Origin of the sequence: Kitasatospora sp. NPDC127121, assembly GCF_042677305.1 — a bacterium.
Taxonomy (GTDB): Bacteria; Actinomycetota; Actinomycetes; order Streptomycetales; family Streptomycetaceae; genus Kitasatospora.
Genome location: NZ_JBHXTQ010000092.1, coordinates 19,489 through 33,518, shown reverse-complemented (window position 1 = coordinate 33,518; position 14,030 = coordinate 19,489). Strand labels below are relative to the sequence as shown.

The following is a 14,030-nucleotide window of genomic DNA, read 5'->3' as shown; positions in this document are numbered from 1 at the left end:
TACCACCATTATTTTCCGGGGTTGGGGTACCTTTTTAAACCCCATTTCCCCCCCCCTCCCCGGGGGGGGGCGCCTCCCCCCCCCCCCCCGGCCCCCGGCCGTTTGGCGTTGACGACGGCTTCGGGGCAGCCGACGCCTTCGAGACAGACGACGGCTTCGGGAAAAGAGAAGAGCCGCGTACGGTCGCCCTCACCGACGTCCGTACGCGGCGTCTCCGCCTGCCGGGGCGCTCTGCGCACCACACACGCCCGTCCGCGTGTCATCGCGGCCGCGGCCTCCCCGGCGGCACTGTTCCCCGTCCCCAGGGGACCAGTGCCCGTTCTGTGGCCGACCCCGTCGGGGCCGGCGTGTTCTCAGCGGCCGATCAGATCGGCGACGGCCTGGGCCTGGTTCGCCATCTGATCCCAACCGCCGAACAGCAGCACCAGCAGCACCGCGCACGGCAGGGCCATGGCCAGCGCCACGGCCGGGTGCCTGGTGGGCTGCTCGGCCGACCGGGACTGGACGACGGCCGACCGACGGCGGGGGTTTCCCGTGAGCTGCGGTGCCATGCCCTTACTCCTGTGGTCCGGTCGAGTTGGCGCGGTGAACGGCTTACCTCGGGGGACGAGCTCCCCGTCCACCGCTGAACACAACGCTATTGCTCAGGGGGCCGTCCGGGCGTCATGCCGTCGTACTGTTCCTCGGGCATCCCGGAGGATGACGCTCAGACTTCAGGCGTACTACCGCAGGGGGAGGGAGCCTTGGCCGCGACCCCGGGGGAACCCTGAGGGGCAACCCCGAGAAACGCTTCGGCACCCCTATGACCTGCGGGTCAGCGCACGATCCGACAATCACACGGCTGCTTGAGGTGTTGCGTATCAGCACACCGCAGGGGGCAGTCCGTAAGCTGTGCCAGACAGGAACTGACGATGCCCCAACCGACGGGGCCTCACCCACAGGCTGACGGGGAACGGAACATGGCGATGATGCGGCTGAGGCGTGAGGACCCCCGCATCGTCGGGCCGTACCGCCTGCACCGGCGACTGGGCGCCGGCGGCATGGGCGTGGTCTACCTCGGCTCCGACCGCCGCGGACAGCGCGTCGCCCTCAAGCTGATCCGCGCCGAACTCGCCGAGGACCAGGAGTTCCGCACCCGCTTCGCCCGCGAGATCGCCGCCGCCTCCCGCATCCGGGGCGGCTGCACCGCCCGCGTCGTCGGCTCCGACATCGAGGCCGACCGCCCCTGGCTCGCCACCGCGTACGTGCCCGGGCCCTCCCTCTACAAGCAGGTCGGCGACGAAGGGCCGCTGAGCTGGCCCGAGGCCGCCCGGATCGGCGCCGCACTCGCCGACGGGCTGGTCAAGGTGCACGAGGCCGGGGTCGTCCACCGCGACCTCAAGCCCTCCAACATCCTGCTCTCGCCGCGGGGCCCGCGCATCATCGACTTCGGCATCGCCTGGTCGCGCGGCGCCAGCACCCTCACCCACGTCGGCACCGCCGTCGGCTCCCCCGGCTTCCTCGCGCCCGAACAGGTCCGCGGCGCCGCCGTCACCCCCGCCACCGACGTGTTCGCGTTCGGGGCCACCCTCGCCTACGCGCTCACCGGGGACACCCCGTTCGGATCCGGGGCGTCCTCCGAAGTCATGCTCTACCGGGTCGTCCACGAGGAACCCGACCTGTCCGCCGTACCGACGCCGCTGGCACCGCTCATCCGTGCCTGCCTCGCCAAGGAACCCGCCGAGCGGCCCGGCGCGGCCGCACTGCACGAGCGCCTCAGCGAACTCGCGGCGCGCGGGGCGGCAGCCGGAACCGCCACTCGGACCGCGCGGCCCGGCCACGGGCGGGCCGCGGCACCCGCCCCGGCGGGCCCGGCGGCCCAGCCCGCCCCCGACGGCGCCCGGCACGGCGTGCCCGCGCCCGGACGCTCCCCCGAGCCCGCCGCCCCGGCACGGTCCCGGGCCGCCGCCGCAGCCGCGGCCCGGCGCTCGCAGGCGGCCACCGCCCCGCTCCCCCGGCCCGAGGCCACACCGGTGACCCGCCCGCTGCGGGAGCGGCCGCACACCCCGCCCCCCGGCCGGCCCGGCACCCGCGACCGCGGGCACCCCCGGGACCGCCAGCACACCCCCGCCCCCGGCGGGCGGCCCGGCAACGCGCGGCAGCGGCTGCTGCGGCAGCGGCTCGTGGTCTTCGTCACCGTGACGCTCGGCGTCGCGCTGGCCATCGCGGCCGCCCAGGGGTGCGAGAACCGCAGCAAGCAGGGCCTGCGGCCTTCCAGCGGGTCCACCGCCAGTGCGCCCGCCGCAGGCGGCGCGCAGGCCGTGCCGGGGACCTCGGTGGACGGGGCCGCCGCAGCCCCCGGCACCCAACCCCCCGGCACCCAACCCCCCGCCGCCCAGCCTCCGGCCACCCCGCCCGCCGCCGCTGCGGCCGCACACGGCGGCACGGGCGACAGCCCGTTGGCGCCCCCGTACGGATCGGGGCCGGTGGTGGACTGGCCCAACCGCAGCTACCCCGACGGGACCGGCGGGCCCGGCATCGCGCTCCGGGACGGCCGGTCGGTCGGGGCCGGCCCGCAGGTCGTGCTCAGCTCCGTGCTGCCCGCCCGGTACAAGGGCGCCCCGGCTGCGGTCGTCGTCCTGCGGCGGGCCGAGGGCTCGGTGCCGGTCGACCTCGTCCAGCTCTTCTCCTTCATCGGGGACACCCCGGTCGCCGCCACCTCCCGCACCTCTGCGGCCGACCCGCAGGCGACGGCCACCTGGCGGCTCGACGGCGGGACGGTCGTCCGCGAGGAGCGGGTCGCCGCGACCGGCGCGACCACCTCCACCCGCTACACCGTCCGTACCGACGGCACCCTGGACGAGTCCTGGCCCGGCGCCTCCGGCCCCGCCACCCAGCCCCCGGCCGCCGCCCCGGCTCCGCCCACCGCTGCGGCGGGCTGAGCACGGGAGGGCGCGGCACAGGAAGTCGGCCTGGCCGACTTCCTGCTTCCCGCTTTCTACGTGGGGGCTCCTCCGGCGTGAGAGGGGAGGCCGACGTCCCCGTCAGGCGGTGGGGGCGGTGACGGCGTAGAAGGAGACGGCGGCGGCGGCGCCGACGTTGAGGGAGTCGATGCCGTGGGCCATCGGGATGCGGACGGCGTGGTCGGCGGCGGCGAGAGCGGGTCCGGTCAGGCCGTCGCCTTCGGCCCCGAGCATCAGGGCCGCCTTGGGGAGGCGGTGCGGGGCGAGGCCGGCGAGGTCGACGGCGCCGTCGGCGGGGGTCAGGGCCAGCAGGGTGAACCCTGCGGTGCGGACGGTCTCCAGGGCGGCCGGCCAGGGGTCGAGCCGGGCGTAGGGCACCGCGAAGACGGCGCCCATGGAGACCTTCACGGCGCGCCGGTACAGCGGGTCGGCGCAGTCGGGCGAGAGCAGGACGGCGTCCATGCCGAGGGCGGCGGCGCTGCGGAAGATCGCGCCGAGGTTGGTGTGGTCGACCAGGCCTTCCAGGACGGCGACCCGGCGGGCGCCGGCGAGCAGGTCCGCGGCCTGCGGCAGCGGCTTGCGTTCCATCGAGGCGAGCGCGCCGCGGTGGACGTGGTAGCCGGTGACGGCTTCGGCGAGCCCCGGCTCGACGACGTGGACGGGGGCGTCCGCCTCGGCGATGACGTCGGCCATCACCTCCAGCCACTTGGAGGTCAGCAGCATCGACCGCATCCGGTAGCCGGCGGCGAGGGCGCGGCGGATGACCTTCTCCCCCTCCGCGATGAACAGGCCTTCGGCGGGTTCGCGCCGACGGCGCAGTTCGACGTCGGTGAGGCCGGTGTAGTCGCCGAGGCGGGGGTCGGCGGGGTCGGTGATGGTGCTGGGTTCGGACACCCTGCGATCTTGCCAAGGCGGGGCGGGGAAGGCCAAACGGCCCAAGCCGCGGGGCGGGCTGGCCTTGGCCCTGTGCCAGCCATGGTGCAAACATGGCCGTATGGCCCGTTTTCCGGGCCGATCCTGGGCTCCGTCGGCCTCTGGTGCTACTGGTTCCGCCGGCTCCTCCGGTGGGCGCCCAAACGGTCGGCTACAGCTGCCACGCGCGAAGCGGCCGTGGCCCGTACGGCACCGGTCGGTGGCCGGGCAGGTGTTCGCGCTGCAGGTCCTCGTCGTCCTGCTGCTGGTGGCGGCGGCCGCGGTGGCGCTGGTGGTGCAGTCGCGCACCGACGCCGACCACGAGGCCCGCAACCGGTCGGTGGCGGTCGCACAGACCTTCGCCAACTCGCCGGGCATCGTCGACGCGCTGCGCTCCCCCGACCCGACCGCGGTCCTGCAGCCCAAGGCGGAGGCCGCGCGGATGTCGTCGGGCGTCGGCTTCATCGTCGTGCTGAACGACGACGGCATCCGCTACACCCACCCCGACCCGGCCCTGATCGGCCACAAGTTCGTCGGCACCTACCTGCCCGCGGTACACGGGCAGGTGGTGACCGAGCGCGTCACCGACTCGCTCGGCCCGCTGGTCCAGGCGGTGGTCCCGGTGTACGCGCCGGACGGCTCGGTGGCCGGGCTGGTCTCGGCGGGCGTCACGGTGCGCAGCGTCAGCAGCGCGAGCGAGCGGCAGCTGCCGGTGGTGCTGGGCGCCGCCGCGGGCGCGGTCGGGCTGGCCACCCTCGGCACGGCGCTGATCAGCCGGCGGCTGCGGCGCCAGACCCACGGGCTGGGCCCGGCGGAGATGACCCGGATGTACGAGCACCACGCGGCCGTGCTGCACGCGGTGCGCGAGGGCGTCATGATCGTCGGCGCGGACGGTCGGCTGCTGCTCTGCAACGACGAGGCGCGGCGGCTGCTGGACCTGCCGCCGGACGCCGAGGGCCGGCCGGTGACCGAGCTGGGCCTGGAACCCGCGCCCGAGGAGCTGCTGACCGCCCAGCGCCCGGTGACGGACGAGGTGGTGCTGGCCGGGGAGCGGCTGCTGGCGGTGAACGTCCGGCTCACCGACCAGGTGGGCGGCCCGCCGGGCTGCGTCGCCACGCTGCGTGACTCCACCGAGCTGCTGGCGCTGTCCGGCCGGGCCGAGGGCGCGCAGCGGCGGCTGCGGCTGCTGTACGACGCCGGGGTGACGGTGGGCAGCTCGCTGGACGTGACGCGGACGGCGGAGGAGCTGGCGCAGGTCGCGGTGCCCCGGTTCGCGGACTTCGTCACGGTGGACCTGGCGGACCAGGTGCTGACGGGCGAGGAGCCTCCGCCGGGCACCTCGCTGGGGCGGATGCGCCGCGTGGCGCTCGCCGGGATCCGCGACGACGCCCCGTTCTACCCGGTGGACACGGTGCTGGACGTGGTGCCGGCCACCCCGCTGGCCGGGGCGCTGCACAGCGGGGAGTCGGGGCTGGAGCCCTGGCTGGCCCAGGCCCCGAGGTGGCGGGAGCAGGATCCGGAGCGGTCGGCCCGGGTGCTGGCGTACGGGGTGCACTCGATGGTGCGGGTGCCGCTGCGGGCGCGCGGGGTGCTGCTGGGGGTGGCCCGGTTCTGGCGGGCGGACCGCTCGGAGGCGTTCGAGGCGGACGACCTGGTGCTGGCCGAGGAGCTGGTGGCGCACGCGGCGGTGTGCATCGACAACGCGCGCCGCTACACCCGGGAGCACGCGATGGCCGTGACGCTCCAGCACAGCCTGCTGCCGCGCAACCTGCCGCCGCAGAGCGCGCTGGACGTCGCGCACCGCTACCTGCCGGCCCAGGCCGGGGTGGGCGGCGACTGGTTCGACGTGATCCCACTGCCGGGCGCGCGGGTGGCCCTGGTCGTCGGGGACGTGGTGGGGCACGGCCTGCACGCGGCGGCGACGATGGGCCGGCTGCGGACGGCGATCCACAACTTCTCGACACTGGACCTGCCGCCGGACGAGCTGCTGGGGCACCTGGACGACCTGGTGAACCGGATCGACCAGGACGAGGCCGGGAGCGGCGAGGGCGCGGCCCTGACCGGGGCGACCTGCCTGTACGCGATCTACGACCCGGTGGCACGGCGGTGCACGCTGGCCAGCGCCGGGCATCCGCCGCCCGCCGTGGTGGGCCCGGACGGGCGGGTGGTGTTCCCGGAGCTGGCGACCGGGCCGCCGCTGGGGCTGGCGGTGCTGCCGTTCGAGAACGTCGAGCTGGACCTCGCGGAGGGCAGCCGTCTGGTGCTGTACACCGACGGGCTGGTGGAGGACCGCGAGCGCGACATCGGTGAGGGGCTCGAACTGCTGCGGGCGGCGCTGACCGGGCCGCCGCGCACACCGGAGCAGACCTGCGCGGACGTGCTCGGGGCGATGCTGCCGGAGCGTCCGCTGGACGACATCGCGCTGCTGGTGGCACGGACCAGGGTGCTGGCGCCGGACCAGGTCGCGGAGTGGGAGGTGCCGCCCGAACCGGCGGCGGTGGGCGCCGTCCGGGCCGAGGTCGCGGAGCGGCTGGCGGCCTGGGGGCTGGACGAGGCGGCGTTCGTCACCGAGCTGATCCTGAGCGAGCTGGTGACCAATGCCATCCGGTACGGCACCGGGCCGATCCGGGTGCGGCTGCTGCGGGACCGGGCGCTGATCTGCGAGGTGTCGGACGGCAGCAGCACCTCGCCGCACCTGCGGTACGCGGCGACCACGGACGAGGGCGGGCGCGGGCTGTTCCTGGTCGCGCAGTTCGCGGACCGCTGGGGGACGCGCTACACGGCGACGGGGAAGGTGATCTGGACGGAGCAGCCGCTGGAGTAGCCGGTCGGAGTGGCCGAGTGGCCGACCAGAGGGGGAAGTCGGAGTGGGAAGTCGACGGGCCCGACTTCCCACTCCGGGCGCTCAGCGCTCGAAGGCGGCCGCCAGGACGTTGACCACGTCGCCGACGACGATCACGGCCGGCGGCTTGATCCGCTCGGCCTCGACGGTCGCGGCGACGGTGGCCAGGGTGGCGTCCACCCGGCGCTGGGCGGCGGTGGTGCCCTCCTGGACGATCGCGACCGGGGTGTCGCCCGGGCGGCCGTGCTCGACGAGCTTCGCGGCGATCGCGCCGATCTTGTCCACGGCCATCAGCAGCACCAGGGTGCCGCGCATCTTCGCGGCGGCCTCCCAGTTGGTGAGCGAGCGCTCGTCGTCCGGGCCGACGTGACCGGAGATCACGGTGAACTCGTGCGTCATGCCCCGGTGGGTGACCGGGACGCCGGCCGCCGCCGGGACGCTGATCGAGCTGGAGATGCCCGGGACGACGGTGACCGGCAGTCCGGCCTCGGCGCAGGCGAGCAGCTCCTCGCCGCCGCGCCCGAAGACGTACGGGTCGCCGCCCTTGAGCCGGACCACGAACTTGCCGGCCCTGGCGTGCTCGATCAGCGTCCGGTTGATCGCCTCCTGGGCCATGAACCGGCCGTAAGGGATCTTGGACGCGTCGATCACCTCGACGTGCTCGGGCAGTTCGGCGAGCAGCTCGCGCGGGGCGAGGCGGTCGGCGACCACCACGTCGGCGTCGGCCAGCAGGCGGCGGCCGCGCACGGTGATCAGATCCGGGTCGCCCGGGCCGCCGCCGACCAGGGCGACGCTCCCCTGGCCCGGCTGGCCCGAGGCGCCGCCGACGCCGTGCGCGCGGAACTGGCGGACGGCCAGCGAGCCGTCCCGCAGGCCGTCCACGATGGCGTCGCGCAGAGCCGCGGAGTGGCGCGGGTCACCGGTGAGGACCGCGACGGTGGCACCCGCGTCGCGGCCGCTGGCCGGGGTCCAGGCGGTGGCGGCGGAGGCGTCGTCGCTGCGGGCGCAGAACACCCGCTCGCGCTCGGCCTCGGCGCTGACGGCACCGTTGACCGCCGGGTCGTCGGTGGCGACCAGGGCGTACCAGGCGCCGGCCAGGTCGCCGTCCCGGTACGGGCGGGCGTGCCAGGTGAGCTCGCCCGCGTCGGCCATCGCCTGCACGGCCGGGGTGGTGGCCGGCGATATCAGGTGCAGCTCCGCACCGGTGGCGATCAGCGCGGGGAGCCGGCGCTGCGCGACCTGGCCGCCGCCGACCACGACCACGCGGCGGCCGGCGAGCAGCAGGCCGACCGGGTACGGGGTACGGCCTTCGGTGCTGGGGTGCGGGGTGGGCGCGGTCATCGGCGGTGCTCCTGATCGGGGGTGAGGGTCGGGGGTGCGGGTGCGGCGTGACGCCGCTCCGCGGACCGGCGCGCCCTCGGGCCGGTCCGCGGAGTGGTGACGGAGGACGTCAGCCCTTCTCGGTGACCCCGGCGGAGTCGAAGGTGGCTACATCGTGCATCGCCCGGGCCGCGCTCTGCACCAGCGGCAGGGCCAGCAAGGCACCGGTGCCCTCGCCGAGCCGCAGGTCCAGGTCGATCAGCGGACGCAGGCCCAGCTTCGCCAGCGCGGCCTGGTGGCCGGGCTCGGCGGAGCGGTGGCCGGCGATGCAGGCCGCCAGCACCTCGGGGGCGATCGCCTTGGCCGCCAGCGCGGCCGAACCCGCGATGACGCCGTCCAGGACCACCGGGGTGCGCAGCGAGGCCGCGCCCAGCAGGAAGCCGGCCAGGGCCGCGTGCTCCAGGCCGCCGACGGCGGCGAGGACGCCGATCGGGTCGGCCGGGTCGGGCCGGTGCAGGGCCAGCGCGGCCCGGATGACCTCGATCTTGCGGGCGTGCGTCTCGTCGTCGATGCCGGTGCCGCGGCCGGTGACCTCGGCCGGGTCGAGGCCGGTGAACACCGAGATCAGGGCGGCCGAGGCGGTGGTGTTGGCGATCCCCATGTCGCCGGTGACCAGCGCCTTGTTGCCCGCCGCGACGAGGTCGCGGGCGGTCTCGATACCGACCTCGATGGCCTTGAGGGCCTCCTCGCGGGTCATCGCCGGACCCTGGGTCATGTCGGCGGTGCCGGGCTTGACCTTGCGCGGCAGCAGGCCGGTGGTGCGGCCCTGCTGGATGGCCTCCGGCAGTTCGGCGGCGACGCCGACGTCGACCACGCAGACCTCGGTGCCGATCTGCTTGGCGAAGGAGTTGATCACCGCGCCCCCGGCCAGGAAGTTGCCGACCATCTGGGCGGTCACCTCCTGCGGCCACGGGCTGACGCCCTGCGCGTGCACGCCGTGGTCACCCGCGAAGATCGCCACGCAGGCGGGCTCCGGGATCGGCGGCGGGCACTTGCGGGACAGGCCGCACAGCTGGGCGGAGATGATCTCCAGCATGCCGAGCGAGCCGGCCGGCTTCGTCATCCGCTTCTGCCGGTCCCAGGCCTCGCCGAGCGCCTTGGCGTCCAGCGGGCGGATGCCGCGCAGGGTCTCGGCGAGCAGGCTCTGCGGCTCCTCGCCGGGCAGCGCGCGGTTGCCGTACTGCTCCTCGTGGACCACCCAGGACAGCGGGCGCTTCTTGGCCCAGCCCTGCTGCTCCAGCTCGGGCTCGTCCGGGAAGGAGTCGACGAAGCCGACGCACAGGTAGGCGACGACCTCCAGGTGCTCGGGCAGGCCGAGCTCGCGGACCAGCTCCTCGTCGTCGAAGAAGCTCACCCAGCCGACGCCCAGGCCCTCGGCGCGGGCGGCCAGCCAGAGGTTCTCGACCGCCAGCGCGGCCGAGTACGGGGCCATCTGGGGCTGGGTGTGCCGGCCCAGCGTGTGCCGGCCGCCGCGGGTGCGGTCGGCGGTCACCACGATGTTGACCGGCGTCTCGAGGATGGCCTCGATCTTGATTTCCTTGAACTGCTTGGCCCGGCCCTTGGGCAGCGAGTCCGCGTACACCTCGCGCTGGCGCTCGGCCAGGGCGTGCATCCGCCGGCGGGTCTTGGCCGAGCGGATCACCACGAAGTCCCAGGGCTGGGAGTAGCCGACGCTGGGCGCGGTGTGGGCGGCCTCCAGGACGCGGATCAGCACCTCGTGCGGGATCGGGTCCGGGCGGAAGCCGTTGCGGATGTCGCGGCGCTCGCGGATCACCTGGTGGACGGCCTCGCGTTCGGCCTCGCCGAAGCCGGGCGCGGCCGGGCCGCGGGGCTCGGCCGGCTCCTCGGCCTGCTCCTCGGCCGGCGCTTCCTCGGCCGGCTGCTCCGCCTGGTCCTCCGTCGACGCCTCCGCCGGCTCCTCCGTCGACGCCTCCGTCTGCGGCTCGGCGGCCTGCTCGGCAGGCTCGGCCGGCTGCTGCTCGGCGGCGGGGGCCTCGACTGCCACGGACGCGTCAGCGGCCTGGTCTGCGGCGGGGGCCTCCGGTGTGGCGGCCTCCTCGGCGACGGACTCGGCGGCCACGGGCTCGACGGTGGGGGCCTCGGCGGCGGGGGCCTGTTCGGCGGACTCTGCGGCCGGCTCGGTGACGGGCTGGGCCTGGTCCTCCGGGGTGGCCGGGGCGGTCTCGGCGGCGGTCTCGGTGACCGGCTCGGCGGGTGCGGCCACGGGCTCGGTGGCGTCGGCAGCCTCGGTGACCGGGGTGGCGTCCGCGACCGGCTGCGGCGCGGTCTCCGCTGCGGTGGCCTCGGTCTCAGGCTCGACGACGGGCTCGACGACCGGCTCGACCGGGGCCTCGACGGCCTGGTCCACGACCGGCGCGGCCTCCTGCGGCTGCTCGCCCTCGGCGGGCTCGGCAACGGGCTCGGCAGCGACCTCGACGGCAGGCTCGACGGGCTCGACGACGGCCTGGCCGGAGGGCATCTCGCCCGTGCCGGCGGCGGTCTCGGCGACCGCCTCGACGACCGTTTCGACGACGGGCTCGACGACCGCCTCCGGCGCGGGCGCCACGGCCTCGGCGGGCTCGCCGGGCTCGACCGCTCCAGCGGCCTCGACGGGCGGGGCGGCCTGGACCGGCTCCTCGGCCGGCTCCTCGGCCGCTATGGGAGCGGGCTGCTGCGGAGCGGCCTCCTCGGCCACCGGGGCCTGCGCGGCCGCCGCGACCGGAGGCAGACCGGTGGGCGCGGCGAGGAATGCGGAGATGCGCCGCGGCGGGCCGGCCGGGGCGGGGGCCTCGGCCTGCTCCGCGGGCGCGGCCTGCGCGGCGGCCTCGACGCCAACCTCGGCGACGGGCTCGACGGCGATCTCGACCGGCACCTCTGCGGGCGCCGTCACCACGGCCCCGGCGAGGGGCGTGCCGCTCGGGTCGACGACCGGCTGGCCGGACTCCGCCGGGACCGGCTCGGCCACGGCGGCCGGCGCCGCGTCCACCACGGCCTCGGCGACGACGACGGCCTCCGGCAGTTCGACGACCTCGATCACCTCGATCGCCCCGACCGTCTCGACGGCCAGCTGGGCCTCGACCGGGTACGAGGCCAGCGGCACCTGCTGGAACTCCTGGGCCTCCGCCGCGGGAACCGCCGGCGCCACCGAAGGCGCGGACGCTGCCGGAACGGCCTGCGGCGCGGCGGTCGGCGCCGGGGCGACGGCCTCGGTCATCGGCGGCCGGCCGACCACCGGGATGCCGTGCGCGGGCGTGCCGCCCTGCGACGGGCCGCGGTCGGCGAGCGAGCGCACCGGGACCTGGCCGGTCATCAGCGACGGGTCCGGGATCGGCGGGCCTGCGTGCAGCGGGCGGCGCGGCGGCTGAGCGGCCGTCATGGCCTCCGTGGCCTGCTGGTGCGCCGGGGCGGCGTGGAACGGCTGCTGCGTCTGCTCGGCGCCGAGCGCCGGCGGCTCCAGCGGCGGCCACGAAGGCTCGACCGGCGTGCCGTCCTGCTGCGGGGCGAGCGGCGTCTGCTCGGTCGGGAGGGGCGCCAGCGGCTCGCCCCAGGAGCCCTGCGGACCGGGCATCAGCAGGACGTCGTCCTCGTCGTCCTGGTCGAGGAAGTGGAAGGCCGGACGCGGGGCGCCCGGGTCGATTCCCCAGCCCTCACCGGGCACACCGGGAGCCGGTGCGCCGGGAGCCGACAGGCCGGGGGCCGGTACGGCGAAGCCGGACGCGCCCAGCGGCTGGCCCTGCGGCGGGATGACACCCGCGCCGGGGGGCATCGCACCACCGGCCGGGCCGTGGCCCGGCGCCGTCGGGTTCGGGATCACGCCGCCGTCCGTCGCGACGCCCTGGAGGGGTGCAACGCCCGCGACGCCCTCCGGTCCGCCGAGCGTGTCCGGCCCGGCGTTCAGGTGCTCCGGCAATCCCTCGCCCGGGACGTGGCCGCCATCGGTCATTGTCAAACGCTCCTTCCAGGCCGCTGCCGCGCCCTTGGCGACACGATCACCGACCGCAGCGCCCATCCGCACGGGCCGGGCCTGCACCGGCCCGTCCCTCAACCACACGCGGCCGCCGCGCCGAGGCGCTGCGGCCCAAGTCTTTCCGGCGCACTGCGGCACCCCGGCCTGCGCACCGCCCACACCGGGCGGCGCACCATCTGAAACAACGACAACCCGGAGCAACCGGCACGACCGCACCGGACCCTACGGCATTCTCCAGGTCCGGCACGCGGCCCGTCGAATTGCCCACACTCCGAGCAAAACCGGATTGCACCACGTCAAAAAGGCGACAAACCGACTGAATCGGGTGGGTCGCCGACCGCCGCAGCCGCCCAGGACGCCACACTACCGGCCCAGCACGGTCACCTCTCGAATCGGTGTCCGGATGCGACCTGGATCACCGCCCGGCCCCACCACGACCCCTCAGCAGCACAGCGCGGGACCAGAATGCGCCCGGCGGATCAGGCCGAATCCACAGGACGCACCCCGGTCCTTCACGCGATCTGCTCACCCCAGAGCAGCAGCACGCCGGTTCCACCCGCCCCCAGAACCAGCCCGCCACCGGCGCCACCGGCGGCCGACAGCGGAGTGGACTGCAGCAGCACACCGTCCGCCCGGTAGCCGGCCTCGGCGATCGCCCGGTGGATCTGCTCCCCCTCCGCGAGGGTCCGGGGCACCGCGACGAACCGCTCAGGACGGCGGGCCAGCACCGCGCGCACCACGTCGAGGCCGCCGGACTCCACCACCGCCACGTCCGGCTCGGGCAGGCCGCCCAGCACCTCGGGGCCCTGCCCGTGCACGGTCTCCACCTCGACGCCGTACCGGCGCGCGTTCACCGCCAACCCGGCGCAGGCCGAGCGGGACGCCTCGACCGCGACCACGGCGGCGCCGAAGCGGGCCGCCTCCACCGCGAGGGCGCCGCTGCCCGCGCCGACCGACCAGACCAGATCCCCCGGACGAGCACCCAGACGGGCCAGCACCAGGGCGCGCACGTGCGCGGGGAGCGCCTCCGATGCGCCGGGCTCGTCCCCCGCGCGCCCGGCGCCCGCGTAGGCGTCACCGGGGAGCGCCCAGCCGCGGTCCGCGCCGGGGAAGCCGACCGGGCGCCCTGCCAGCCAGCCGGCCTCCGTGTCGACCCCGCCGGCCTGGGGACCGCCGTGGCCTCCGATCACCAGCACCACGTTGGGGTCGCGCCACACGTGGTCGGCGATCCGGTCGGAGGTGAGGACGGTGACGTCCTCGTCCGGGGTGCCCAGGGCCTCGCAGACCACGAAGGTCCGGTGCACCCCGCGCAGCATGAGGGCCAGTTCGCTCGGCCCCGCGCCGGGCGCGGTCAGCACTGCGACCTTGGGGTGGGCCCGGCAGATGTTGGCCGCGCGGCGCAGCCGTCCGCCGTGGGCGCTGACCACCTGGGCGTCCTCCCAGGGCATGCCGGCCCGGGCGAAGGCGGCGGCGACCGAGGAGACGGCGGGCAGGACCTCCAGTTCGAGGCCGTACTCGGGGCGGCGCAGCGCGCGCACGACGCCGAAGAAGCCCGGGTCGCCCTCGGCGACCACGACGGCGGCGCCGCGGTGCTCGGCGATCCGCCGGGCGGCCTGCCGGACGTTGCCGAGGGTGATCCGCTCGGCGGCGTCCGGCACCGGGAGGGCGTTCAGTTGGTAGGGGGCGCCGGCCACCAGGGTCGCTGCGGCGAGGGCCGCGCCGGCGGCCTCGGTCAGCGGCGTGCCGTCCCACCCGATGACCGTGATCCGGTCAGCCATCTGCGGCCGTTCTCCCTCGACTCGGTGCGCGGACCGGCCTGCGACCCGGGGTGTCCCTGTGGTGTCACCCGGTGTGCGACTCGGTGCGCCGACAAACCGCGCCGGTGTGCGGCGCCGGTGCAGAGGCTACCGGGTGTGATCCCCTCGGCGCCGACATCTCGTACACATGTCCGTGACGAGCCGCCGGCGGATCGGCTGCTCAGGCGGCT

Annotated in this window: 6 protein-coding genes and 1 pseudogene; 2 read left to right on the top strand and 5 right to left on the bottom strand. The window is 76.0% G+C overall.

Going from position 1 to position 14,030, the window contains the following annotated elements:
• Positions 1 to 353: 353 nt before the first annotated feature.
• On the bottom strand, positions 354 to 551 hold the full coding sequence (locus tag ACFVHI_RS32185) for a hypothetical protein (RefSeq protein WP_063346828.1): 198 nt from the start codon (positions 549 to 551) through the stop codon (positions 354 to 356).
• A 408-nt stretch (positions 552 to 959) separates the two neighbouring features.
• Here ACFVHI_RS32185 and ACFVHI_RS32180 point away from each other — a divergent pair.
• Positions 960 to 2,273, top strand: a pseudogene (locus ACFVHI_RS32180) (serine/threonine-protein kinase); the annotation flags it as partial.
• 750 nt (positions 2,274 to 3,023) lie between these two features.
• Here the strand turns inward: ACFVHI_RS32180 and ACFVHI_RS32175 are convergent.
• Positions 3,024 to 3,836, bottom strand: coding sequence for a TrmH family RNA methyltransferase (locus ACFVHI_RS32175; RefSeq protein ID WP_380345286.1), 813 nt, complete (start codon positions 3,834 to 3,836; stop codon positions 3,024 to 3,026).
• A gap of 238 nt (positions 3,837 to 4,074) precedes the next feature.
• Between ACFVHI_RS32175 and ACFVHI_RS32170 the strand changes: the two genes are divergently transcribed.
• The gene (locus ACFVHI_RS32170; protein WP_380345284.1) at positions 4,075 to 6,678 is read left to right on the top strand and encodes a SpoIIE family protein phosphatase; all 2,604 of its coding nucleotides are present in this window, start codon (positions 4,075 to 4,077) and stop codon (positions 6,676 to 6,678) included.
• Between the two features lie 81 nt (positions 6,679 to 6,759).
• Here the strand turns inward: ACFVHI_RS32170 and cobA are convergent, their stop codons facing one another.
• The 3 genes from cobA to cbiE all read right to left on the bottom strand — a co-directional run bounded on the left by cobA (position 6,760) and on the right by cbiE (position 13,821).
• A complete protein-coding gene (gene cobA / locus ACFVHI_RS32165) occupies positions 6,760 to 8,037 on the bottom strand; it encodes a uroporphyrinogen-III C-methyltransferase (RefSeq protein WP_380345282.1) in 1,278 nt (425 codons plus the stop codon).
• Between the two features lie 109 nt (positions 8,038 to 8,146).
• Positions 8,147 to 12,019 carry a nicotinate-nucleotide--dimethylbenzimidazole phosphoribosyltransferase gene (cobT, locus tag ACFVHI_RS32160; protein ID WP_380345280.1) on the bottom strand — a complete coding sequence of 1,291 codons (3,873 nt, stop codon included), beginning with the start codon at positions 12,017 to 12,019 and terminating at the stop codon, positions 8,147 to 8,149.
• 536 nt (positions 12,020 to 12,555) lie between these two features.
• Positions 12,556 to 13,821 carry a precorrin-6y C5,15-methyltransferase (decarboxylating) subunit CbiE gene (cbiE, locus tag ACFVHI_RS32155; RefSeq protein ID WP_063346833.1) on the bottom strand — a complete coding sequence of 422 codons (1,266 nt, stop codon included), beginning with the start codon at positions 13,819 to 13,821 and terminating at the stop codon, positions 12,556 to 12,558.
• Between the last annotated feature and the right edge of the window lie 209 nt (positions 13,822 to 14,030).